The organism is Clostridium sp. SHJSY1 (assembly GCF_031626875.1).
Lineage (GTDB): Bacteria > Bacillota > Clostridia > Clostridiales > Clostridiaceae > Clostridium.
Genome location: NZ_JANDMF010000013.1, coordinates 63,599 through 88,813, shown reverse-complemented (window position 1 = coordinate 88,813; position 25,215 = coordinate 63,599). Strand labels below are relative to the sequence as shown.

The 25,215-nt window shown below is 28.2% G+C and carries 21 protein-coding genes; 20 read left to right on the top strand and 1 reads right to left on the bottom strand.

Going from position 1 to position 25,215, the window contains the following annotated elements; genetic code table 11:
• The first annotated feature begins 248 nt into the window (after positions 1-248).
• The 14 genes from NNC19_RS08520 (at position 249) to NNC19_RS08455 (ending at position 14,786) form a co-directional block, all read left to right on the top strand.
• Positions 249-1,073, top strand: coding sequence for an ABC transporter ATP-binding protein (locus NNC19_RS08520; RefSeq protein WP_310938209.1), 825 nt, complete (start codon positions 249-251; stop codon positions 1,071-1,073).
• Between the two features lie 16 nt (positions 1,074-1,089).
• A complete protein-coding gene (locus NNC19_RS08515; protein WP_310938208.1) occupies positions 1,090-1,791 on the top strand; it encodes a hypothetical protein in 702 nt (233 codons plus the stop codon).
• A 455-nt stretch (positions 1,792-2,246) separates the two neighbouring features.
• Complete coding sequence (locus NNC19_RS08510) at positions 2,247-3,614, top strand: right-handed parallel beta-helix repeat-containing protein (protein WP_310938207.1); 1,368 nt, start codon at positions 2,247-2,249, stop codon at positions 3,612-3,614.
• Positions 3,615-3,816: 202 nt separating this feature from the next.
• Positions 3,817-4,875, top strand: a complete 1,059-nt coding sequence (locus NNC19_RS08505) for a galactose ABC transporter substrate-binding protein (RefSeq protein ID WP_310938206.1) — start codon at positions 3,817-3,819, stop codon at positions 4,873-4,875.
• A gap of 46 nt (positions 4,876-4,921) precedes the next feature.
• Entirely contained in the window at positions 4,922-5,986 is a 1,065-nt protein-coding gene (locus tag NNC19_RS08500) for a galactose ABC transporter substrate-binding protein (protein WP_310938205.1), read from the top strand.
• A 15-nt stretch (positions 5,987-6,001) separates the two neighbouring features.
• The gene (locus NNC19_RS08495; RefSeq protein WP_310938204.1) at positions 6,002-7,066 is read left to right on the top strand and encodes a galactose ABC transporter substrate-binding protein; all 1,065 of its coding nucleotides are present in this window, start codon (positions 6,002-6,004) and stop codon (positions 7,064-7,066) included.
• 295 nt (positions 7,067-7,361) lie between these two features.
• Positions 7,362-8,066 carry a response regulator transcription factor gene (locus NNC19_RS08490; protein ID WP_310938203.1) on the top strand — a complete coding sequence of 235 codons (705 nt, stop codon included), beginning with the start codon at positions 7,362-7,364 and terminating at the stop codon, positions 8,064-8,066.
• Positions 8,041-10,329, top strand: coding sequence for a histidine kinase dimerization/phospho-acceptor domain-containing protein (locus NNC19_RS08485; protein ID WP_310938202.1), 2,289 nt, complete (start codon positions 8,041-8,043; stop codon positions 10,327-10,329). Before NNC19_RS08490 ends, NNC19_RS08485 begins: the two co-directional genes overlap by 26 nt.
• 185 nt (positions 10,330-10,514) lie before the next feature.
• Positions 10,515-10,928, top strand: coding sequence for a hypothetical protein (locus NNC19_RS08480; RefSeq protein ID WP_310938201.1), 414 nt, complete (start codon positions 10,515-10,517; stop codon positions 10,926-10,928).
• A gap of 165 nt (positions 10,929-11,093) precedes the next feature.
• Positions 11,094-11,945 carry a Spo0B domain-containing protein gene (locus NNC19_RS08475; RefSeq protein WP_310938200.1) on the top strand — a complete coding sequence of 284 codons (852 nt, stop codon included), beginning with the start codon at positions 11,094-11,096 and terminating at the stop codon, positions 11,943-11,945.
• Between the two features lie 102 nt (positions 11,946-12,047).
• Positions 12,048-12,539, top strand: a complete 492-nt coding sequence (locus NNC19_RS08470; protein WP_310938199.1) for an NfeD family protein — start codon at positions 12,048-12,050, stop codon at positions 12,537-12,539.
• A gap of 29 nt (positions 12,540-12,568) precedes the next feature.
• Complete coding sequence (gene floA / locus NNC19_RS08465) at positions 12,569-13,564, top strand: flotillin-like protein FloA (RefSeq protein WP_310938198.1); 996 nt, start codon at positions 12,569-12,571, stop codon at positions 13,562-13,564.
• A 21-nt stretch (positions 13,565-13,585) separates the two neighbouring features.
• Positions 13,586-14,017, top strand: a complete 432-nt coding sequence (locus NNC19_RS08460; RefSeq protein ID WP_310938197.1) for a hypothetical protein — start codon at positions 13,586-13,588, stop codon at positions 14,015-14,017.
• Between the two features lie 19 nt (positions 14,018-14,036).
• Positions 14,037-14,786, top strand: coding sequence for a LytTR family DNA-binding domain-containing protein (locus NNC19_RS08455; protein WP_310938196.1), 750 nt, complete (start codon positions 14,037-14,039; stop codon positions 14,784-14,786).
• Between the two features lie 212 nt (positions 14,787-14,998).
• Here NNC19_RS08455 and NNC19_RS08450 read toward each other — a convergent pair whose 3' ends face one another.
• Positions 14,999-16,108: a hypothetical protein gene (locus NNC19_RS08450; RefSeq protein ID WP_310938195.1), complete on the bottom strand. Its 1,110-nt coding sequence runs from the start codon at positions 16,106-16,108 to the stop codon at positions 14,999-15,001.
• A 596-nt stretch (positions 16,109-16,704) separates the two neighbouring features.
• Between NNC19_RS08450 and NNC19_RS08445 the strand changes: the two genes are divergently transcribed.
• From NNC19_RS08445 to NNC19_RS08420, 6 genes are all read left to right on the top strand, one after another.
• Positions 16,705-18,162 carry a methyl-accepting chemotaxis protein gene (locus NNC19_RS08445; RefSeq protein ID WP_310938194.1) on the top strand — a complete coding sequence of 486 codons (1,458 nt, stop codon included), beginning with the start codon at positions 16,705-16,707 and terminating at the stop codon, positions 18,160-18,162.
• Positions 18,163-18,494: 332 nt separating this feature from the next.
• A complete protein-coding gene (locus NNC19_RS08440; protein WP_310938193.1) occupies positions 18,495-20,528 on the top strand; it encodes an SPFH domain-containing protein in 2,034 nt (677 codons plus the stop codon).
• A 158-nt stretch (positions 20,529-20,686) separates the two neighbouring features.
• Positions 20,687-21,286, top strand: coding sequence for a CHAP domain-containing protein (locus NNC19_RS08435; RefSeq protein WP_310938192.1), 600 nt, complete (start codon positions 20,687-20,689; stop codon positions 21,284-21,286).
• Positions 21,287-21,488: 202 nt separating this feature from the next.
• The gene (locus NNC19_RS08430; protein WP_310938191.1) at positions 21,489-22,526 is read left to right on the top strand and encodes a PilT/PilU family type 4a pilus ATPase; all 1,038 of its coding nucleotides are present in this window, start codon (positions 21,489-21,491) and stop codon (positions 22,524-22,526) included.
• 198 nt (positions 22,527-22,724) lie between these two features.
• Entirely contained in the window at positions 22,725-23,477 is a 753-nt protein-coding gene (locus NNC19_RS08425; RefSeq protein WP_310938190.1) for a prepilin peptidase, read from the top strand.
• Positions 23,478-23,498: 21 nt separating this feature from the next.
• Entirely contained in the window at positions 23,499-25,184 is a 1,686-nt protein-coding gene (locus NNC19_RS08420; protein ID WP_310938189.1) for an ATPase, T2SS/T4P/T4SS family, read from the top strand.
• The last annotated feature ends 31 nt before the right edge of the window (positions 25,185-25,215 follow it).

Sequence of the window (25,215 nt, the reverse complement as noted above, 5' to 3'; positions counted from 1 at the left end):
AAATTTATATGTTTTTATAAAGTAAAGACAAAAGAGATATTTTCAGGAATGAAAATATCTCTTTTGTCAACGGTCTGCAGAGTTGAGTGAAAACTCAGCTCTTTATAACATTAAATAATAGTACGAGCTAAGAATATTGACTTAGCTCGTATTATTATTTAAAATTAATTTTTGATTGAAAAAAGTTTGGAATGAAAAATAAGTATAAAATTCATTCAATAATTTATCACAAATAAGGTAGGAGAAGCATGGAAGAATATTTAATAAAAGTGGAAAACTTGACTAAAGAATTTGGTAGTAAAGTGATTTTTGATAAGGTAAATATAATATTTAAGAAAGGGGAAAGTGTAGCAATACTAGGGAATAATGGGATGGGGAAAAGTACCTTTCTTAAAATAATATCAGGACTTTCAAGTTTGAGTGATGGAAAAATAATAAAGAGTAAAAAGATAAAGTTCAATTATATACCAGAAAATTATTCGAAACTTAATATAACAGTAGAAGAATACTTAAAGTCTATGGGAGAATTAGATAAAATGAAAAAGGATGAGTTCACAATAAAAGTTAATGAACTTTATAAAAAGTTTTATCTTGAAAGTATGAAAGATGTTCCAATGAAACATTTATCTAAAGGATCTCTACAAAAGGTGGCAGTTATTCAAGCTCTTATTTCTAATGCTGATGTATTACTATTAGATGAACCATTATCTGGACAAGATGTTAATTCTCAAAGAAATTTTATTTCATTAATTAAAGAATTAATAAAAGATGGTGTAACAGTTATTATGTCTTGCCATGAGCCATTTTTAGTGGATGAATTATCTACTAGAGTTCTAAAAATTGAAGATAAAAAAATAATTGAAGTAGAAAAGCCAAAGATTGAAAAAGTTGCATATAATACAATGATGTTTGAGAAAAAAGATTTTACTATTGAATTTGTTAAGGAAATTGAAGAAAGTATAGAATTCTATGAAGAAGAGGAATTTATAAATTTAAAAGTAAGAGAAAGTTGCAGCCAAGAAGTTTTATTAAAAATGCTAAAAAATGATTATAAGTTAAAGTACTTTAAATAGTTTAGGAGGAGAAAGGATGATAGCTTTATTAAAATATAATTATAAGATATACATGAAAGAAAATAAATTTATAGTTCCGTTTCTATTATATTTTTTATTTCATGGAATTTTTTATAGTACAGGCACAGAAAAGTTTGTTCCAGGAGTGATTGTTTGTGCAAGTGTTCTATTTTGTTTGATGACTTGGATGGGGTTTTCATATTCAGAACTTCAAGATATAAGAACAGAGCAAATTGCATTTCTTAAGATAAATAATGAAAATATATATTGGTTTTCTAAAATATTATTTATGTCTTCAATAGGGGGAGTATTATCAATATTTGGAGTTGTTTTTCCAATAATCAGGAATTTGAAAAGCGATGATATTAATATAAATAATTTATTGTTAGGATTTTTTATTCTTATTATAGCTTCCTTTATGGGTATATTAATAGGTATGATATTCCAAACTAGAGTTGTTGGAAATCGTGATAGAGCATTATTATTTATACTTTTTATTACATTAGTAGCTATTATAAAAATTCCAATTGGCAAAGAGTATGCATTTACAAAAATAATTACATGGATTGTACCACCTATAAATGATATTACTAATTCTTGTATAGGAATACAGGGGTTTTCATTTAATGTACTTATATTTCCAATGATTTGGGGGATAGTTTATATTTTTGTGGAAATTTACATATATATTAAATTAATGAAAAAAATATTGTTTTAGGTAATAGATGTTTGAATATATTAAGACTAAGGTGTGATACTTATTGGTATATTTTGGTCTTTGAGTTTTATAAACTATCCTAAAAAGAATGACTTACCAAATTGTAAGTCATTCTTTTTAAGGTTAATTAATACTTAAAAGGAGATTGATAATGCTTTAACTACTTTACAATTTTATTATACAGATTTAATGTGTCAGTATTATTACAAAAAAAAAGAATGGCTTAATATATAAGCCACTCAAAACAAAATTTATTATTAAAGGGGATGAAATAATAAACTTAAAAAACAAACAACCTTAATAAACAACAAAAATTAGTATACATTCTTAATGTGTCAATTATGTGACAAACACGAGTGAATATATATGATTTCAGGAAAACATAGTATACAAGAGTAAGGACATATGGTAAAATTCAGTGAAAATGTAAAGGTTTATAAAGAGGGGGAATATCCATGTTAAAACATTCAAAATTGAAAAGTTTAGTTATAGCAGCTTCTATAATTTCATCAATTAGCATTACTACAATAGTAGCTGAGCCTAATAAGGTTATGGCAAGAGAAAATGTTACTACATCTATTGCAAATAGTGCAGTATCTACAAATGAAATTTATGTATCAAGTAATGGAAATGACTCTAATAGTGGGACTAAAGATGCACCATTTAAAACATTAAGTTATGCAGTACAGGTTGCTGAGCCAGGAACTACAATATATTTAAGAGGAGGTACATATCAGTATTCATCTACAATTAATCTTGCAAAATCAGGTACTTCAGAAAAAAGAATAGGTATAGTTAATTATCCAGGAGAAAAACCAGTAATTGATTTTTCATTACAAACATATGATGCAAGTTCAAGAGGATTTAATTTAACAGGAGACTATTGGTACATAAAAGGATTAGAAATAGAAAATGCAGGGGATAATGGAATAAAGGTTGAAGGTAGTAACAACAGAATAGAAAACTGTGTGCTTCATAATAATGGTGATTCAGGTATACAACTTGGATTTGCCCATGAGACAGTAAATCCAGATGGGACTCTTTGTTCTAATAATGAAATAGTAAACTGTGATTCATATCTTAACTTTGATTATGATACAAAGGGTGGAGATGCAGACGGATTTGCATGTAAAATGCATAATGGTAAAGGAAATAAATTTATAGGCTGTCGTTCTTGGAGAAATTCAGATGATGGTTGGGATTTGTATGAAACAGATTGGGCAGTTGAAATAACTAATTGTTGGACATGGCATAATGGTGACCAAACAGATTTTAATGCAATATATCAGGCTAAAATGGGAAAGAAAATGAGTTCTTATCAAGGTAATGGTAATGGGTTTAAGTTAGGTGGAAATGGTAAAGGTGGAGATTCAAAAGGAACACATGTTGTAAAAAATTGTGTTGCTTTTGACAATAGTTTTAGATCTAAAAAAGGATTTGATCAAAATAACCATAAGGATGGTGCAATTGTTGAAAATTGCCTTTCATTTGGTAATGGTTATAATTACATGTTTGAGAAGTATGGTAAAACACAATTTATCAATAACATTTCTTTTGGAGTAAAAGGGTCTTTAGATCATGAGTTTGATGCAGGTGCTGTTGAAAAGAATAATAGTTGGAACTTAAGTGTTACTGCAAATGCATCTGATTTTATAGGTTTAACAGAAGCTTTAGCCAAGGCTCCAAGAAATGAAGATGGAAGCTTACCAAACAATGGATTCGCAAAATTAATTGATAGCAGTGATTTAATTGATAAAGGTGTTGATATAGGACTACCTTATTTAGGCGCAGCTCCAGATTTAGGAGCTTATGAAAAGCGTTAAAAATCGAAATAAAAAATTTATCATAAATTCTTTTCAATAAAATTATAATTTCTAACTAAAAAGTGGCTTAGCCACTTTTTTTATTACAATTAATTGGGGTAGTAGAATAAATACTTTCGATTTAGATAGCGCTTTGTATAATTTTGTCCAACTAAAAAGATAATAATGTTATTAGATTAATATCAGAACTTAGGAGGAGAAAATGAAAATATTAAAAAGAATGATAGCGATTACTATATCTATATTTTTAATTACTACCATATTATCTAGTTATAATAAGGAAAGTGTAATGGCATCTATGAAAAAAAGAGGTCCAGTAGAAGTATCAGTGTTTTTAACAAATAATATTGATGATTTTTTACTTGGTATTCGTAAAAGTTTAGAGGAAATTGAAGAAGAAAATAAAGATAAAGTACATTATACATTCTATGATACTGCAAAAAATCAAGCTATGCAGAATGAAAATATTAATAAGGCTATTAATTCAGGTGCTGAACTTATATTATTAAATATAATCAATAGAGGTGAAGCACAAAGTGTTATAGATAGAATAAAAGAAGCAAATATTCCTGTGATTCTATTTGCAAATGAACCAGTGACTTTAGAACCTATAAAGTCATATAGTAAGGCTGTATATCTAGGTGGAGATTCAAAGGCAGCAGGGGAATCACAGGGGAAAATAATTACAGATGTGTGGAATAAGAGTAAATTATTTGTTGATAAAAATAAAGATGGGAAAATGGAGTATCTTATATTGCATGGTAAAAGTGATAATCAAGCAGCAATTGGGAGAACAAAATATTCAATTGAATCAATTGAAAATTCAGGAATAGAAATGCAACAAGTTGGATTTGAGATTTGTAATTGGGATGAGGAGTTAGCATATAATTCAACTAAAAAACTATTTAATAAATATGGAGAATTGATTGAAGTAATAATTGCAAATGATGATACTATGGCAATAGGAGCTGTTAAAGCTCTTCAAGAGAGTGGTTATAACAAAGGAGATAAATTAAAAACTATCCCTATTGTTGGTGTGGATTTAACACTGGAAGCTAAAGAGTATATAGAAAAAGGATATATGTTGGGATCAGTTATAAAATCTCCAAGGGATCAAGCTGAAGCTCTATATGTTATTGGAATGAATTTATTAGAAAATAAAAATTCAGTTGAAGGAACAAAATATAAATTAGATGAATCAGGAGTTGCTGTTAGAATTCCTGAAACGGAGATTTATTATAATAATATATTTGCAAATTAAACAAAAGAAAAGAATTTGATTCTTTTTTTAGAGGAAGGAGAATTAAATGAAAAAGGTAAAAAGAAGTCTAATTATTAGCCTAATTATTATATTTGCTATAAATATCAAAATAGTAGAAGGAATCCAAAATTCAGTAAGTGCTAGAACAAGAAGTAATTCACCAATAAATGTTGCTGTATTCTTGTTAGATTTTACTGATGATCTTATTTCAGATATTCGTGAAAAGTTAGAAGAAATTCAAAAACAAAATGAAGATAAAGTTAAATATACATTTTATGATGGAAAATCAGATCAAACTGTACAAAATGAGCAAATTGATGAGGTGCTTAACAAAGGTGTTGACCTTATACTATTAAATATAGTCAATAGAAGTGATGCACAAAGTGTTATAAATAAAATTAAAACAACCAATATTCCAGTAATTCTATTTAATAGAGAACCATTGACACCAATACCAATACAATCTTATAATAGAGCTTTTTATATAGGAACAGATCCAAAACAAGCAGGAGAGTTGCAAGGGCAGATGCTTGTAGATACATGGAATGATAGTAGAGAATTTATTGATAAAAATAGAGATAAAGTGATGCAATATATTATGTTAGAAGGAGAAAGTGATAATACAGAAGCAATTGAAAGAACAAAACATTCTGTCTCAAAAGTGGAGAAGTCAGGAATTAAAGTTCAACAAATTGCAATTGAAATTTGTGACTGGAAGGAGGATTTAGCCTATAATGCAACCCAAAAATTATTTTCTAAATATGGAACGCAAATTGAAGTAATAATTGCAAATGATGATACCATGGCCATAGGTGCTATTAAAGCATTGCAAGAAGCTGGATATAATAATGGTGATAAATCAAAAACAATCCCTGTTGTAGGAGTTGATATAACTCCCGAAGCTAAAGAATTTATAGAAAAAGGTTATATGTTAGGTTCGGTTTTACAAAGTCCTATGGATTATGCAGAAGCTTTATATATTTGTGGAATGAATATAGTTAATAGAAGAAATCCAGTAGAGGGAACCAAATATCAACTTGATGCAATGAAAACAGCAATTCGTATACCTCATACAGAAGTATTTTATAAAAATATATATTTAAGTGAATAGAATGGAGGAGTGGAATTGAAGATTAGGAAATTTTTAAGTATCTTTGCTATTATAACAGTATTATTTTTAACAGGTGAAGTATTGATATGGAATAGCCAAGGAATTTCCAGTTTTACTATGGCAAAAAGGGGACCAGTAAAGGTAGCTGCATTATTATATGATTTTAAAGATGACCTTATTGGAGATATTCGTAATAGTTTAGAAGATATTCAAAAAGAGAATCAGGGAACTATAGAATATGTTTTTTATGATAGCAAATCAGATGAAGTTATTCAAAATCAAAATGTTGAAAAAGTCTTAAATGAAGGTGTTGATCTTATATTATTAAATTTAGTTAATAGAGATGGTGCACAAGCTATTATAAATAAAATTAAAGTAACCAATACTCCAGTAGTTCTATTTAATAGAGAACCCACTACTACCCTTCCTATACAATCATATAACAGAGCTATTTATGTAGGAACAGAACCATCCCAAGCTGGAACTTTGCAAGGAAGAATGATTGTAGATGTATGGAATTCTAGCAAAGAATATATAGATAAAAATAATAATAATATCATTGAATATGTTATGTTACAAGGAGAAAGAGACAATACAGAAGCAATTGAAAGAACTAGGTATTCTATTTCAACAATTGAAGGTGCTGGAATTAATACAAGAAGAATTGCTCTTGAAGTTTGTGATTGGAATGAAGAATTAGCTTATAATGCCACTAAAAAATTACTTTTGAAACATGGAAATCAAATTGAAGCAATAATAGCCAATGATGATACTATGGCTATTGGTGCAATTAAAGCGTTACAAGAACAGGGATATAATAAGGGAGATAAATCAAAAACAATAGTAGTAATTGGAGTTGATATAACCCCTGAAGCTAAAGCGATTATAGAAAAGGGAAATATGTTAGGTTCAGTATCACAAAATCCTAGAGAATATGCAGATGTATTACATTCTTCAGGAATTAACTTAATTAATAAAAGAAGTCCAATTTATGGAACAAGATATCAACTTGATAGTACTGGAACGGCCATACGTATTCCTCAAACAGAATATTTATATAATAATATATTTTTAAAATAATTTTTAGGATATCTTTATAATTTCTTTAGAATTTATAGAAGATATCCTTTATTTTTTAGATTTATATTAAATTTAGAGATATTAGGGACAATCAAAAAAATAACAAGTCAATCTCCCAGAATATTTGAATTTGTTATTTGTTTTCATGTCTCTTAAAGAAAGGAGAAATAGTAAAGTTACTTTGAATAAAGTCACAATCTTTTGTATGTTTTTCTATAATTTGTAACTAACATAAGGATATAATATAATAATTTGTAGGAAAAATTTGTTTTTAATATGGGGAGTGTAGAATTTAATGAATTCATATAATGTTTTAATTGTAGAAGATGAGAAGGAAATAGCAGATGCTATATCAATATACTTAAATAATCAGGGATACAATGTTTTTAAAGCTAGTGATGGTCTAGAAGGTTTAGAAATAATAGAAAGAGAAAGTCTTCATTTAGCTATTGTTGATATAATGATGCCAAGAATGGATGGGAGAGAAATGGTTATGAAGCTTAGAGAAACATATGACTTTCCTGTAATTATGTTAACTGCTAAATCAGAAGATATGGACAAGATAATGGGACTTAACATTGGAGCGGATGACTATATTACTAAACCATTTAACCCAATGGAACTCTTAGCTAGAGTTAATTCACAGTTAAGGAGATATTCTAAATATCTAAGCTTGATAAATTCTTCTAAAATTAAAACAAATAACTTTGTCATTGGAGGTCTTGAGCTAAATCAAGATACAAAGGAAGTTACTGTAGATGGTGAATTTGTAAAATTTACTCCTTTAGAATTTAAAATTTTAGAATTATTAATGAAAAATCCTGGGAGAGTTTTTTCATCAGAAGAGATATATGAAAGAGTGTGGAATGAAGAAGCAATAAATACAAATACAATTATGGTTCATGTAAGAAATATAAGAGAAAAAATAGAGATTGATACTAAAAATCCAAGATATTTAAAGGTGGTATGGGGAGTTGGATACAAAATTGAAAAGCAATAAAGAAGTAGGAATAAAATTTAAAAGTAATAAAAGTTTGTATAAAATAAATGTAATATTTATATCATTAATAATTGTTATATCCTTAATAATAGTGAGTTTGTATCCTAATATTAAGAATGTTGTAAAGAATAAGGATACATCTATTTATGAAGACGAAGGATTTCAAGAAGAATTTATAGAAGATTTATATATGGATACTTGTCTATTATATAAAGAGGGATTAGAAATAAGAGAAGGAAAAACTTTAGATACAAGTGATATTTTTATTAAATCTAAATCACAATTTAAAGATGGTGAGTATTATTATGAAGACTCAAAAGATAAATTTGATAAATCTTTTGAGAGATGGCAAAATAACTTTAATAGATTATGCAAAAATATGGATTATGCTATATTAGATGAAAATAAAGATGTGGTAAAAATAAATAATGAAAACAACCTAAGTGACATAATAAAATCAAAAGATACTAAAGATATAGAAAATAAATATTCATTTTATATTGCTATTAGTTTTAATGAAAATGGTAAAATTGATTTAAATAGAATTTATGGTTGCAGTGAACAGTCTGTAACAAAAAATTTATTGCGAAAAGATATTTTGAATAGAATAGTTGCAAGATATGAGAATATTGATGAGAATGCTTACATTAATAATCCAATAAAAAATATGACTTTTATATATGGAATAAATAAAGAATTAAAATATACAGATTATATTTCAAGAGAAATAAAACTTACTGAAAGATACCAATACAAAAATGTATCAATGATTTATACACTAGGTTTGGCATTAGTAATGATAATTTTAGGTTTAATAGTTCCTTTGAGATTTGAAAAAGAATCAGTTTTATTTAAAAAATTTTTTAATATTCCATTTGAAGTTTTATTTACATTAATTAGTATGGTAATTTGTTTTATGTCCTTAGGAGTATTTGAAGTTATATATTATACTATTAGTAATGAATATGTAAATGATTTGCTGGTTCCAATTGGATTTACATCAAGTGTGGCAACAGTCTTAGTAGTTCTATTTAATATCGCTTATTGGATAGTATTTGTTTGGATGATAATTCTAGGTGTAGTTGCAGTTAAAAATATATTTAATGTAGGTTTAGTTAAATATTTTAAGGAAAAGACATTATTTTATTTTATATTAAGATTTATAAAAAGAAATATAAAAAAAATTATAGAAAGTTTTCAAAAAATAGATTTAAGTAGTGATGGTAATAAGTTTATATTTAAGATAATAGGAATTAATTTAGTACTAATATTTATAATTTTTGCTTTATGGTTGCTCATAGGTAATATAACAGGCTTTGTTTTTCTTAGATATTATAATAGATTCCTAGGGTTTTTATTAGCCATGATATTAATTAGTATTTATTCTTTTGCAATCTTTTTCTTTGTGAAAAAATACTATAATGGTATAAGTAGTAAATTTACTACACTTTTAAATGAAACAAATAGAATAGCAGAAGGAAATTTAAATGCATTTATAATAGATGAGGAGTTAGGGGTATTTAATCCACTTAAAGAAGAAATTTTAAAGATACAAAATGGCTTCAAAAAGGCAGTAGAAGAGGAAGTTAAAAGTCAGAGTATGAAGACAGAACTTATTTCAAATGTTTCTCATGATTTAAAGACACCTCTAACATCTATAATAACTTATGTAGACTTATTAAAGGGTGAAAACTTAACTGAAGAGGATAGAAAATCATATTTGGATACCTTAGATAAGAAATCTCAAAGATTAAAGTACTTAATTGAAGATTTATTTGAAGTTAGCAAGGCTACAAGCGGAAATATTAATTTAAATATAGTTAAAGTTGATGTGGTTGAGCTTATGAAGCAAACTCAAATTGAGTTAGAAGATAAAATTAATAGTGTTAACTTAAATATAAAAAATAACTTTTCTAAAGAAAAAGTTATTTTAAATTTAGACAGTCAAAAAACTTTTAGAATTTTTGAAAATCTTTTAATAAATGTTGTTAAATATGCTATGAAAGGTTCCAGAGTATATGTTGATATAGTAGATAGAGAGGAAAATACAGAAATAACTATTAAAAATATGTCTGCAGAAGAAATTAATTTTAATTCAGAAGATATAGTTGAAAGATTTCAAAGAGGAGATAAATCAAGAAATACTGAAGGATCGGGGCTTGGACTTGCAATTGTGAAGAGTTTTGTTGAAGTTCAAAATGGAAATTTTGATGTGGAAGTAGATGGGGATTTGTTTAAGGTTATAATTAAATTTAATAAATAGTTTTTAAACAGAAGAAAAAGACAAAAACCTTCATTGTTATATGAAGGTTTTTGTCATATATACTTGAAAAAGTGAGGGCTGCATGGTAAATTATAAACACTAGTCAAACATATTAATGAGATTTATTTTGTGTTAGAGAGTTATGGTCATAATAACTAGTTTTATAATAAATGGAGGTTAATATTTTGAAAAATAGACCAATAAGCATAATGGTAGTACAAGCAATGATGCTGGCGGAATTGTTTATTCTATTCTTGTTATTTTTAGTAATTATCTTTGCAATATATATAGGTGGAGACATAGTAAAGTTAATTACAGATTATTTTCAATTAACAGACTTTGCTTTTTCCCTTATGATGAAATTTATAAATAAAAAAGTAATTATTCCAGCAATTATAGTAGTGATAAGTCTTATAGTAATTAAGAAAAGAATTTATAAAGTATTAATAGCACTTCTTATAGTTCAATTACTTCTAGCTTTACCAGATTTTTTACCATCTGCATGGATTGCAATACAACTTTCAATACTTGCTTTTAATTCAAGTGCTAGAAAATATTTCGAGTTGGAAAGTTCATGGAAGGGAAAAATAGAAATATAAAATCTATTTTTTACAGTTATATTGACAAGATAGGCGAAATTTTAATTTCGTTTATTTTTTTGCTAATAAAACATTTCAATAATATCCTTTGCAATATAAGAGAATAAACTAATTTGAGATTATATGGTAAAATATATTTATATTTACATATAGGGAGAGACAGAAATGAAAAATAAAAAGAAAGCATTTAATATATCAAAAATAATATTGGTTTCTATATTTTTGAACCTAATACAAGTAATACTTATATCATTATTTATATATTGGAAATATAAAAAGCAATATATAGTTGAAGGAAATTTCTTTATCAATGTTATAGCCATAAGTATAGGTATTAACAGTGTTATTATAGGAATTATATTTTATAATCTTCTATTTAAGAAGGGAAGTAATAATTTAATAGATACCATAAAGTATCTTGAAGGACTTAATAAAACTTTAAGAGGACAAAGACATGATTATTTAAATCATATTCAGGTTATTTATTCATTGATGGAGCTTGAAGAATTTGATGAGGCAAGAAAATATATAGAACCTGTATATAAAGATATAGTAAGGGTTAGCAAGGCTTTAAAAACTTCAAAGCCAGCTGTAAATGCATTACTTCAGGCCAAACTACAAGTGGCAGAAAAGAATAAAATAGAAATGGAACTAGAAATAAAAAGTGATTTAACACACCTTAATATGGAGCCATGGGATTTTTGTAGAGTTATAGGAAACATAATGGATAATGCTATATTTGTATTAAAGTTAAAACCTGATAATAGATATATGCTTGTTGAATTTTCAGAGGATCTAGATAATATTAAAATCAATATATCAAATAATGGAGATATTATACCTAAAGATAGTTTAGATAATATATTTAAAGAAGGATTTACAACTAAGGGGAATAATGGTGATGGAATGGGGCTTGCCATAGTTAAAGAAATTGTTGAAAATTTTTTAGGAAAGATAGAAGTTTTATCAACTAAGGAAAGGACAACGTTCCAAATAATATTGCCTAAAAAGTTATAAATGACATTTGAGCTTTAAAATTGTATAACTTGGAGGGTTTGTATTACTAATTTTTATCATTAGGATTATCATATAAATATAAAGAGGAAGGAGGTACAGTAAATGAGCACACTCTTACCAGATGTAACAATTTTAACTATAATACTCTTAATACTAGGTTTTGGGTTAGTATTATTAGAAATGCATATTCCTGGTTTTGGTGTCCCTGGAGTCATAGGCGCTATATGTTTAATAATGGCAGTAGTATTAACAGCTCAAAATTTCACGCAGGCATTAGTTATGGCATTAGGAATCTTTGCAGTATTAGGCATTATGCTGGGGGTAGTCATGACGTTTTTTGCAAAAGGAAAGTTATTTAAACCATTAATTTTATCAGATGAACAAAAGAGAGAACATGGATATATTAGTTCTTCAGATTTAAATTATTTACTAGGAAAGAAAGGAATTGCAATTACTGATTTAAGACCTTCAGGTTCTATAGATATAGATGGAGTTAAGTTTGATGTGATTTCTAATGGAGAATATATTTCAAGTGGAACCAAGGTTGAAATATATAAGGTAAATGGAGTAAAGTTGTTAGTTAAAAAAATTTAAAAAATTAATATTAAAAGGAGAAGATTATTATGAGTCCTGAGTTAATTAAAATTGCAATAATTATTGTAGCAGTAGTATGTTTACTTGCTGTATTTTTCACATTTGTACCAATGGGGTTATGGATATCATCTTTAGCAGCTAATGTTCGAGTAAGTATATTCAATTTAATTGGAATGAGATTAAGAAGAGTTGTACCTTCTAAAATAGTAATTCCACTTATTAAATCTACAAAGGCTGGTATGGATTTAACTGTTAATCAATTAGAAGCACACTATTTAGCTGGTGGTAATGTAGATAATGTAGTAAATGCATTAATCGCAGCTCACAGGGCTAATATAGATTTGCAATTTGAAAAGGCAGCTGCTATTGATTTAGCAGGTAGAGATGTTTTGGAAGCAGTTAAAATGAGTGTTAATCCAAAGGTAATTGAAACACCTAATGTATCAGCAGTTGCAAAGGATGGTATAGAACTTTTAGTTAAAGCAAGAGTAACTGTTAGAGCTAATCTTGAAAGACTAGTAGGGGGAGCCGGAGAAGCAACTATTTTAGCAAGAGTTGGTGAAGGTATAGTAACTACAGTTGGTTCTTCACATAGTCATAAAATTGTTTTGGAAAATCCAGATGCTATTTCTAAAACTGTATTAAGTAAAGGCTTAGATGCAGGTACAGCCTTTGAGATTCTATCTATAGATATAGCTGATGTAGATGTAGGAAGAAATATAGGTGCAGAGCTTCAAACTTTACAAGCAGAAGCTGATAAGAATATAGCACAAGCTAAGGCAGAAGAAAGAAGAGCCATGGCTATAGCTAGGGAGCATGAAATGAAAGCTGCTGTTGTAGAAGCTGAGGCAGAAGTACCAAAAGCAATGGCTTATGCCCTTAAAGAAGGAAAGCTTGGAATAATGGATTATTATGATATGCAAAATGTTATTGCAGATACAAGTATGAGAAGTTCCATTTCTAAAGCAGGAAACAAAAATCAAGCTTTGAATCCTAGTGATAAAGAAAATAAGGATAAAAAATAGCCTCTTTAGGAGAGTGAAAAAATGAAAAATAATAATGATTTTAATATTATTGAAAATGTTAAAAACACTCTCAATAATATTACACTTAAAACAGATGATAGAGGGAATTATGTTTTTGGGTTTTCAAATAAATCTAACTTAAAAAATACTACAGATGATAAGCTTGTGAAAGAGAATGAAAATATCTACTCAAAGAATGCTGAAGGTACTAAAATAGATAATAAACATTACAATAATGATGTAAATGATGATTATGATGTTAATATAGGGAATGAGAATAATGATAATATAGGAGAAGGATATGATAGGAAGCAGGATGTTGATTTAGAATCTCAAGGTGTTATAGATTCTATTGCTAATGAGTTAACATCAGCTAGGCTTCAACAAGCTATTATACTTTCAGAAATAGTTGGGAAACCAAGAAGTAAAACTAGACGTAAAAGAAGATTTTAATAAATAGGAGAAGTTTTCCATGGATATAAAAGTGCTTATAGTTGATGATGAAAAAGGAATGAGAACTATAATAAAAAAAATATTAGATAAGTCTGGTGGTTTTCAAGTTGTAGGAGATACTGATAATAGTAAAGAAGCTATAGAAATATTTAAAGTACATCGTCCAGAAGTAGTTTTCTTTGATATAGAGATGCCAGAGTGCAGCGGTATTGATTGTGCAAAGATACTAGCTGATATTGACCCAAAAACTATAATTATTTTTGCAACAGCTCATCAAGAATATATGTCTGATGCATTTCAATTATATGCTTTTGATTATTTAATTAAACCTTTTAAAATAGAAAGGGTACTTCAAACTTTAGATAGAATAAAAAATTTAAATAAACCTAATGCTAACTATAATAATGGAATTGATGAAATAATAAAGCATGAAAAGGGATTAGATAAACTAATGATTAAAAATAAAGAAGGTATAAGCTTTGTTGATACAAAAGAAATAGTGTTGGTGCAAAGAGAAGAAAATGCTACTGTTGTATATACCAAAACTGATAGTTTCACAACATCCATTTCTTTATCTGAGATAGAGAAAAAACTTGATAATACTCTGTTTTTCAGAAGTCATAAATCGTATATTATAAATTTATCATTAATAACAAAAATTTATTCTTATGGAAGATGGACCTATATAGTAAAACTAAAAAATACAGAAAAAGATGCATTACTGACTCATGAAAAATATGAAGAAATAAAGAAACTTTTTAGTATATAGAAGTGAAATGAATTCTAATTATTAAAAAAAAATGAAAAAATCATAAAAAAGATAGAAAAAGATAAAATATCTTGTATAATTTAGTAGAAAAATGATTTTATTATATTATACTAGGTAAAACATAACTTAGGTGTTTTAGTTATGTTTAATTAAAGAAGGGTAGATAAAACAAAATTATCTACCCTTAAAATTTGCTGATTTTAAAACTTAGTTTATTGATTTTCTGTATTATTTTCAATGAGTTCTTTATTGCTATTAAAGAAAATTTGCTTCCAAAAGCCCTCTTCTTCCCAAATTTCTTGAGAATCGCCTTTATTTATTGTTAATTTAACTTCAGATAGACATTTAATATAAGTAGGATTAATTCCTCGAAGTTTAGCTGCAATTTTCATTATTGGATTAACCCCTTGTACATCAAGTAAACTTGTTGTAGAAACATCATGTTTTCTTGTAAATTCTATTACATAATTTGTTTCAGCATCTACTTGGTGAATAAAAGTCAGATTATTATCAATAAACTTTTTAGTTTTTTTATGATATTCTTTATTCGAACTTTTTACTATTATGTTTTCATCATCGTTATCCAAAATAACTCCATCTTTTGCTAACATTAAAACAGGTAATCTTTTGTGATCATATTCACTTTCAGAAATAATATCACAAGCTAAGATTGTATAAGGACCAATATTTGCATGAAAACAATACCAATGATTCATAAGTTTACCCATATCAGCATTTCCCCAACTATGATCATGATATCCATATCCGTTCAATTCAAAGGTTTCACCTTTAATCTTTAAGGTAGCACTTACATCAGCAGAAGGTTGTGGGACAATCCATGCAAAATAGTACTCTTGCTTATCACCATAATACCAATGTCCTGTTGCTGGACGCCACATTGGTAATCTAGATTTCATAGTACATTTGTATTCAATTTCATCTGATACAAAATGTATTAAATAATCACCATCAGAGTACTTGATACTACTTTCACCTATTTTTACATCACAGTGCCTTCTTGATGCATGAATTTTTTGCTCTTCACCTTCAGATATACATTTGGTTATTGTTTTTCCATTTGGTAAGGTTATATGTATAGTAGCTGTAGGATTTTCAGGACCAAGTACATCAAATCTATTCTTTGTATAAAATGAAATAGCTACATTTGTACCATCTGTGTAATCAGTGTCAAAATACCACCATTCGTATGTTCCTTCCCCTCCAGTACTTCTCATCCCATCTTCCCATATTGCTGGCTTTGTTGGTATTCCTAATCTCTGATAATAGGTATTCCATTTAGCTAAAAATGCTCTTTTGTTCATCCATTGACCTCCTTAGTAATGTTGTCTTGTCACAAATAAAAGAACAACATAAGTATAGTATAATGTGGCATATTTAAGATTTCAAGGGATGTATACCATTTATTTTGTTAATACTATCTCTTTCGCAAGCTTTTTTGTGATTTTTTTTTCTTACTTTGAATATATTAAACATTTTGAAGAAAAGATGCAATAATTATTATAGATTTTTTTAGATTAAAGTTAAAATAATTCTTATAAATGAATAATTAGCCTAAAGAAATGAAAATAATTAAGGTTATCGTAAGAGAAGTTAATAAAAAGGGTTCACAATTTAAGTTTCTTGTGTTATAATCTGAAAGAACATTTGGTGGCAATAGTTCTTGTGGGATATTAATTCACTAAACCAATATTGCAATCGGTAAAAAATATATTAATAAGGGTTAGTACTTTTAAGTATTAGCCCTTTTTTATTATTATAAATATTTTAGAAGGTAATTTATGTATTTGTTGTATATCAACCTCTATTGAATGAGGCTAAAAAAATATGATAAAATCAGACAAAGGGATATTTGGGTAATATAACGAAATGAAAGGGTTTTATTTTGGGGGGAGGATATATGGGTGATAAAAATGCTATGATGATTTTTGAGGAAAAGATTAATAAGATTGTAATTAAAATAGTTGTAAGTGCAATGATTATATCGTTTTTTTTAAGCTGTTTTAAAATTTATCCTGATTATACTAATTTTTTTATAGATTTGGTAGTTTTACCAATAGTATGGTTTTTGAACTTTAAAAAAGGTTTTTTGAGGATAAGTAAAAATCTATTAGTGTTATTAATGTTTTTTATGGTTGCATATATAATGTTTGTTATGCCAAATTTATCTGGAGTTATGCTTTTAGCAGGGATAAGTTATGCGGCAATTTATATGGATAAGTGGATAGTTATAATAAATTATATTGGATATTTAAGTGTATTTATAATTCTTTATATATCAAAAAATGTAATGGATTTACAAAGTTTTGTAATAAGTTTGGTATTTGCTACATTTTCAGCTGCTGGTTTATTTTTTGTTGCTATGTGGGGGCGAGAGTTAGTTTTATCAACTAATGAGGAAAAGGGACGTTCAAATGATCTTCTTGAAAATTTAGAAAACACTTTAGATAGTATTAAAGCTAATACAGCACAACTAGATAATGATGTAAACAATTGTAGCATGAATTTACAAGTTGTTCATATTGCAAGTGAAGGAATTACACGTTCAGTTCAAGAAATAAGTAAAGGAATAATTGGGCAAGCCCAAAGCACTAATAATATAAGTCAAATGATGAATGATGCAGAAAAGAAGATAAAAGAGGTATTAAATTCATCTAAACAGCTTTCAGAGTTTTCAAGTAATGCCAATGGGGTAGTTGTTGAAGGGTCAGAAAAAATACTTACTATGGATAAACAAATGGAGATAATAAACACATCGGTTATAGAGGCTCTTGTTACAGTAGAAGAACTTGAAAAAAATATGGATCAAGTAAATAACTTTTTATCAAGTATAACTCAAATAGCAAAGAAAACTAATTTGCTTGCATTAAATGCAGCAATTGAATCAGCTAGAGCTGGAGAATATGGAAAAGGATTTTCAGTTGTAGCTGATGATGTAAGAAAATTAGCAGAGCAAACTTCAAGTACAGTAGGAGAAATTAGTAAAATAATAAATGATATAAAAGCAAAAACACAGGATGTTGTTATTAAAGTACAAGGTGGACATGCTGCTACAAAAGAAGGAGAAAATATAGTAAGAGTAGTAAATGATAGCTTTAAGAAAATACAATTATGTTTTGAGGATATAGACAAAAACATAACCAATGAGCTAAGTATGATTAAAAATACATCTTCTATATTTGCAAAAATAAATTTAGAATCTGAAAGTATTGCATCTATTTCAGAAGGACAGTCAATAGCAACAGAAGAAATGATAGCTTCTACAGAAGAGCAAAGTGCGAATATTTATGGTATCTATCATTCTATGCAGGAAATTAAGAAATCTAGTGAAAATTTAAGATCCATTATTATAAAGTAAAATATGTAAAATTAAGAAGAGGCAAGTCTCACAATATTAAAGTGAGGCTTGCCTTGAGCCTTCCTTTTTCAAATGTTAGTTATCCCTAAATTTTTATTAAGAGTATTAGTAGAATCTTCACTATATATAAGGTAAATATAAATATGATTGGTGAAGATAATCGATGCTATAAATAAATCGGGAAGTTATTAAAGCTTTACATGAAAGAAACCTTGAAAAAACAGCTATTGACGTGGTATTAAGCATAACATACAATAGATTCATATTTAAACCAATTTTCCATATATTTTAACTAAATAGTCAAAATTTCAAAAGCGAAAGGACGTTTTAAAATGGATAAGATGAACATAATTTTTTGGGTTGGAGGGTCTATAGCTGCAACAATTTTATTATACCTTTTTGTAGTATATATACTTGGGTTAAGAATTATTCCAAATAACAAATTTGCAGTTGTTGAACGTTGGTGGTCTAATGGAGGTTCATTAAAGGATGGGATCATTGCATTAAATGGAGAAGCTGGTTTCTTACCAGATGTACTTCGTGGAGGTATTCATTTCAAGTCAGCATTAAAGTATAAGGTCCATCAATTCCCATTAATAACTATTCCTCAAGGGGAAATTGGTTATGTATTCGCAAGAAGTGGACAAGTGCTGCCACAAACTCAGTTATTTGGAAGAAAAGTAGAAGAATCTAATCACTTCCAAGATGCTAAAGGATTTTTATTAAATAGTGGATATAAAGGTCCACAATTAGAAGTACTTCCATCTGGAGTATATGCAATTAATGTAAGCCAATTTATAGTACTTACAAGCAAGGAAACTTACTACTTACCATTAGGAAACAATGAAGAATTATCTGTAATAGAAGAAATGAGAAATAAAATAGCATCAAGAGATGGATTTAACCTTGTAGTTATATCAGGAAGTGGAAATAACAATTCTGATTATGCTAATACAAAGGATGTTATAGGTATAGTAACAGTACATGATGGGCCATCTATTCCAAATGGAGAAATAATTGCTCCTATAGTTGGAGGAACAAAAAATGATTCATTCTATCATAACAATTTCCAAGATGCAGAAAAGTTTTTAGATGGTGGCGGATATAGAGGTAAACAACTACAAGTACTAACTTCAGGAAGTTTTGCAATAAACCGTTTATTTGCAAGTATAGAATATGTTCCTAAAACTCTTGTTCCAGTGGGATATGTTGGAGTAGTTGTAAGTTATACAGGAGATAAAGGAGAGGATACTTCAGGGGATAACTATAAACATGGAACTCTTGTTAAAGAAGGTTGTAAGGGTGTGTGGGAAAAACCATTAATGCCTGGACTTTATCCATTTAATACACAAGCAGGAGAAATAAGATTAGTTCCTACAATAAATATTATGCTTAAATGGTTTGATGAGGCAGGGGATCATAAATATGATAGTGAACTTGCAGAGATTAATTTAATAACAAAGGATGCCTTTGAACCATTATTGCCATTATCAGTAGTTATTCATATAAGCTGTGATAAAGCTCCATGGGTAATTCAAAGATTTGGTGATATGAAGAAACTTGTTAATCAAACTCTTGACCCATATGTAAGTGCATATTTTAGAAACGTGGCACAAGATAAAACATTATTACAACTTATAAGTGATCGTGCAGTACTACAGACTTCTGCAATTGAAGAAATGGGACAAAAATTCTTAAACTACAACCTTGAACTTGAAGATGTATTAATAGGTGCGCCAAAGAGCCCAGCAAATGATGATAAAATGGATATTATTCTTGAACAGTTAAGAGAAAGACAAGTAGCAGAAGAAAAAATTAAAACATTTGAAAGTCAACAAAAAGCTGCAGTAGCAGAAAAGAAATTAAAAGAAGCACAAGCTATAGCAGAACAACAAAGCAACTTAACTGCTTCATCAATTAATATACAAGTTGAAACTAATAGAGGAGAAGCTGAAGCGAGAAAAGCAGAACAAGAAGCACAAAAAATTAAAACTCTAGCAGCAGCAGAAGCAGAAAAGATTAGAACTATTGGTTTAGCTGAGGCTAATAAGATTGAAAACATAGGTAAGGCTCAAGCTGAAGCCATAGAGTGTCAAGTTAATGCATATGGAAATCCAGAATATCCATTAAAGGAAAAGATATTTACTGTTATGGCAAAATCTTTAGCAGAATCAAAATCTCCTATAACACCTCAAACAGTAGTTAATATGGGGGGTGCAAATGGGCAATCTGGAAATGTGTTTGAAATGTTAGCATCATTAGAATCAATGAAGAGGCTTGGGGTTGATTTAAGCAAAACATCTAATGAACATGAAAATCAAGTAGAAAAAGAAGAAACAATAAAGAAAGAAACTACTGAAGAGTAATAAAATATATTTCATTTTATATTATTTATGATATAATACAAAAGAGATTTGATAAGATTTTTAATAGTTAATATTATAGTGATAAGTGGGTTAGTGTTAAATGCTAGCCCATTTTTTATTGTAAAAATCTAAAAAAAGTGAAGGGGATAAAGTAAATAATGAAGAAAATATATAAAGTGATAGTGTTTTTACTGGTGGCTACAATAGCGATAGGTGGAGGGATTTATGGCTATAAAAAAATTAGTCAGCATATTGAAGATAAAAAAAGAGGTATAGGAGAAGTTTTAGATAGCTATAAAGGGGTAGATGTTTATTATAATGGAGAAGATTATACAGAGAATCATGGTAAAAGTTATAGTAAAGATGGATACTATTATGGATATAAGTGGCAATGTGTGGAATATATAAAAAGATTCTTTTATGATGCAAAGGGACATAAAATGTCTGATGGCTTTGGAAATGCTAAGGACTTTTTTGATGTAAATGTAGGACATGGTAAGTTAAATGAAAAAAGAGGATTAATTCAATATAAAAATGGAGAAGATGAAAAGCCTAAAGCAGATGATTTGTTAGTTTTTACTGATACTACATATGGACATGTTGTAATAATATCAGAAGTAGGAGAGAACTATATTGAAGTTGTACAACAAAATATGGGGAATAGCTCTAGAGATAAATTTAAATTAGAATATAAGGATGGCAAATATTTTGTTGGAGGAAAAAGGGTGCCAGCAGGTTGGCTTAGAAAATCAGAGTAAAGAAAGTTATGGCTAGTATGTAAATACTAGCTTATTTTTTTGCTTTATTTTGATTCAATTTATAAAAATAATAAATATATAAAGAATTATATTTGTATTTCGATAAAATACTATGATAAATACAAAATAAAATTATGAATATATATTGTTTGACAAAACAAACTAAAGACTAACGAATTTTTATAAAAGGAAGAGGAGAGTTATGGCAAAGATAGATGGCTTATTAGATGAGATAGACATAAAACGTGTATCAGATATTCATATAACTTCAGGTTTAACTCCAATGGCAAGAGTGGATGGGAAATTGGTACCTGTGCATAAAGAAATAGTTGAACATGAAGTAGTAAAAGAATATATAAAAGACTTAGCGCCAGAAAGATTCCAAGAGTTTATGGAAAAAGGTGAAATAGACTTTAAATACAATAGAAAAGGAATATGTAATTTAAGAGTAAATGCTTTTAAGTGTAGAGATAGTTACTCATTATGTATGAGAGTTGTTAAGGAGAAAATACCTAACTTAGGTGATATAGCAGATTCAACTGCATTAAAAGCTTTTACAGAATTAAAGGATGGTCTTGTTTTAGTAACAGGACCAACAGGTTCAGGTAAAAGTACAACACTTGCAGCCATGATAAACGAAATCAATAAGAATAAAGAAAAGCACATAATCACTTTAGAAGAACCTATAGAATATATTTATGAAACAAAAAAATCTATGGTAAACCAAAGAGAAATTGGTGAACATACTCAAAGTTATGCCATGGGACTTAGAGCTGCACTTAGACAAGATCCTGATGTTATTTTAGTAGGGGAGATGCGAGATCCTGAAACCATAGAAATAGCCTTAAGAGCAGCACAAACAGGACATTTAGTCTTTTCAACTCTACATAATATGGGAGCAGCTAATAGTATTTATAGAATTGTAAATTCTTTTGATGGAGAATATCAAAATGAAGTGAAAATTCAGTTATCGTCACTGCTTAAAGGTGTTGTTTCTCAAGTTTTGTTACCAAACAGTTCTGGCATAGGAAGAAGTGCAGCTATGGAAATTATGGTTTGCACACCAAGTATAAAGAATTTAATTAGAGAAGGTAATTTTGAGCAAATAAATAGTTTCATTCAAATGGGAAGTAAATTTGGAATGCAGACTATGGAAATGGATTTAAAAAGATTAGCTAGTAATGACATAATTTCAATGGATGAATATGAGATGTGGATGAGAAATAATAAAAATAATTAAAAGTAAATACAAAATGAAAATTCGACAAAAAAACTTATAAAAGTATAAAGTAATGTAGAAATACATACGAAAATATGGTGAGCTTGAAAAGCAAAAACAAATTAAATTAGATTAAAACTGAAAAAATATAGTTAATAGTTTGAAATGAATTTAGTTTAAGCATAAGTAAGGCTCTCAAAGAGAATAAGAGGTGAAAATTTGGAATATGGGTTAATAGGAATTTTAGGATTATTAATAGGAAGTTTCTTAAATGTATGTATTTATAGAATTCCTAAAGAAGAATCAATATCATTTCCACCATCACATTGTTCAAATTGTAACCATAGACTTGGAGCCAAAGATTTAATTCCAATACTTAGTTATATATTCCTAAAAGGAAGATGTAGATATTGTAATACAAATATTTCTGCTAGATATCCTTTAATAGAATTTCTTAATATGGCACTTTATCTATTGATTTATTTAAAGTTTGGATTGACCTTAATTACAATAAAATACTTTTTATTAGCATCCTTATTAGTAGTGATTTCTATGATAGATTATGATACTCAGTATATATTTACAAGCACCACAGTTTTTGGGGGAGTTATAGGAGTTGTATTTCTAATAATAGAAGTTTTTATATATAAGGCAGAAATGAAGGACTATATTCTAGGAGCATCAATGGCATTTGTAATTATAGGAACAATAGTATTTTTAACTAGAGGAATGGGAGAAGGGGATATAGAACTTGCAAGTGTTTGTGGATTGTTTTTAGGTGTAAAAGGAATCATTTTAGGATTATTTCTATCCATTATGATAGGTGGGATAGTTGGAGCGATTGTTTTGTTATTAAAATTAAAAAAGGCAAAAGAGAAAATAGCATTTGGTCCATTTATAGCAATGGGAACTATAGTTTCCTTGTTATATGGAGCAGAGATTATAAAAACTTATTTGAGTTTATTTATCTAAGGAAAAGAGGTGGTACAAGGGATGGCAGCTGAAAAAAGGAGACTGGGTAATATTCTTGTAAATGCAGGAAAAATTACTGCATATCAATTACAAGAAGCATTAAAGTCGCAAAAAGCCCTTGGAAAGAAGCTAGGAGAAATATTAGTAGAAAGTAAAATAATAACAGAAAATGACATAATCGAAGCTATTGAACAACAAACAGGTATTAAAAGAGTAGATTTAAATGTAATAGATTTTGATAAGAAGGCTATTAGTATAATTCCTAAAAATCTTTGTGATAAATATGTATTAATACCTTTTGGCTTTGAAAATAATAAAATACAAATTGCACTTTCTGATCCATTAAATATTTATGCAATAGATGATGTTGCTATATCAACTGGATTTGAGATAGAGTCTTTTATAACAACTAAAGATGATATTAAAAAGTTTGTTGAAATATATTACAGTAGTCAGCAAGTTAGTATTGCAGCACAAGCTCTTTCAAGGGAAAGTGCTGAATCAAAAAATGCTAAAGTAAGTGTTGAAGATTTAGATAATGTAAAAAATGCACCAGTTGTTAAAATGGTAGATTACTTATTTAAAAATTCAATAGAAATGAAGGCGTCAGATATTCATATTGAGCCATTTGAAAATGAGATAAGAATAAGATATAGAATAGATGGTAAATTGCAGACTGTTAATAGCATTAGTATAGATAGTCAGGGGCCATTAGTAACTAGAATCAAAATACTTTCAGGATTAAATATAGCTGAAAAAAGAGCTCCACAGGATGGAAGAATAGTAGTAAATGTTGATGGAAAAGACATTGACCTGAGAGTTTCAATTTTGCCAGTAGTGTATGGTGAAAAGGTAGTTATTAGAATACTAAATACTTCTAGTGGCAATATTGGAAGAGAAAGACTTGGCATGAGCAAAGAGAATCTTGAAACAATAGATAGAATAATTTCAAGTCCTCATGGAATAGTACTAGTTACTGGACCTACAGGAAGTGGTAAGTCAACAACATTATATACAGTATTAAGCGAACTTAACGATGATAATGTAAATATAATTACGGTTGAAGATCCTGTTGAGTACACATTAAATGGAGTAAATCAAGTTAGTGTAAATAATAAAGCTGGACTTACATTTGCAAGTGGTCTTAGGAGTATATTAAGACAAGACCCTGACATAGTGATGATAGGAGAAATTAGAGATAATGAAACTGCTGAAATAGCAACAAAAGCCGCTATTACAGGACATTTAGTTCTTAGTACGTTACATACTAATGATGCACCATCATCAATAATAAGACTAGTTGATATGGGAATAAAACCATATTTGGTTTCAGCTTCAGTTGTTGGGATTATAGCTCAAAGACTTGTTAGAAAAGTATGTACAAATTGTATAGAAAGATTTGAAGCTACTGATTATGAAAAAGAGATACTTGGAGTTGATAAAGATAAACATTTAATACTGAATAAAGGTACAGGCTGTGGATATTGTAACAACACAGGTTATGTAGGACGAATAGGTATATATGAAGTATTAGAAGTATCTAGAGAACTTAGAGAAGCTATAAATTTAGGAAAAAGTTCAGATTTACTTGGTGATATAGCTAAATCTCAAGGGATGACAACATTAGCAGATGAATGTAAAAAGTTAGTGTTAAAAGGAATAACAACAATAGATGAATTATTTGCAGTAACTATGACTAAGGATTAAGAAGAGCTAATTTAAAGGGGGTGAAAAATGA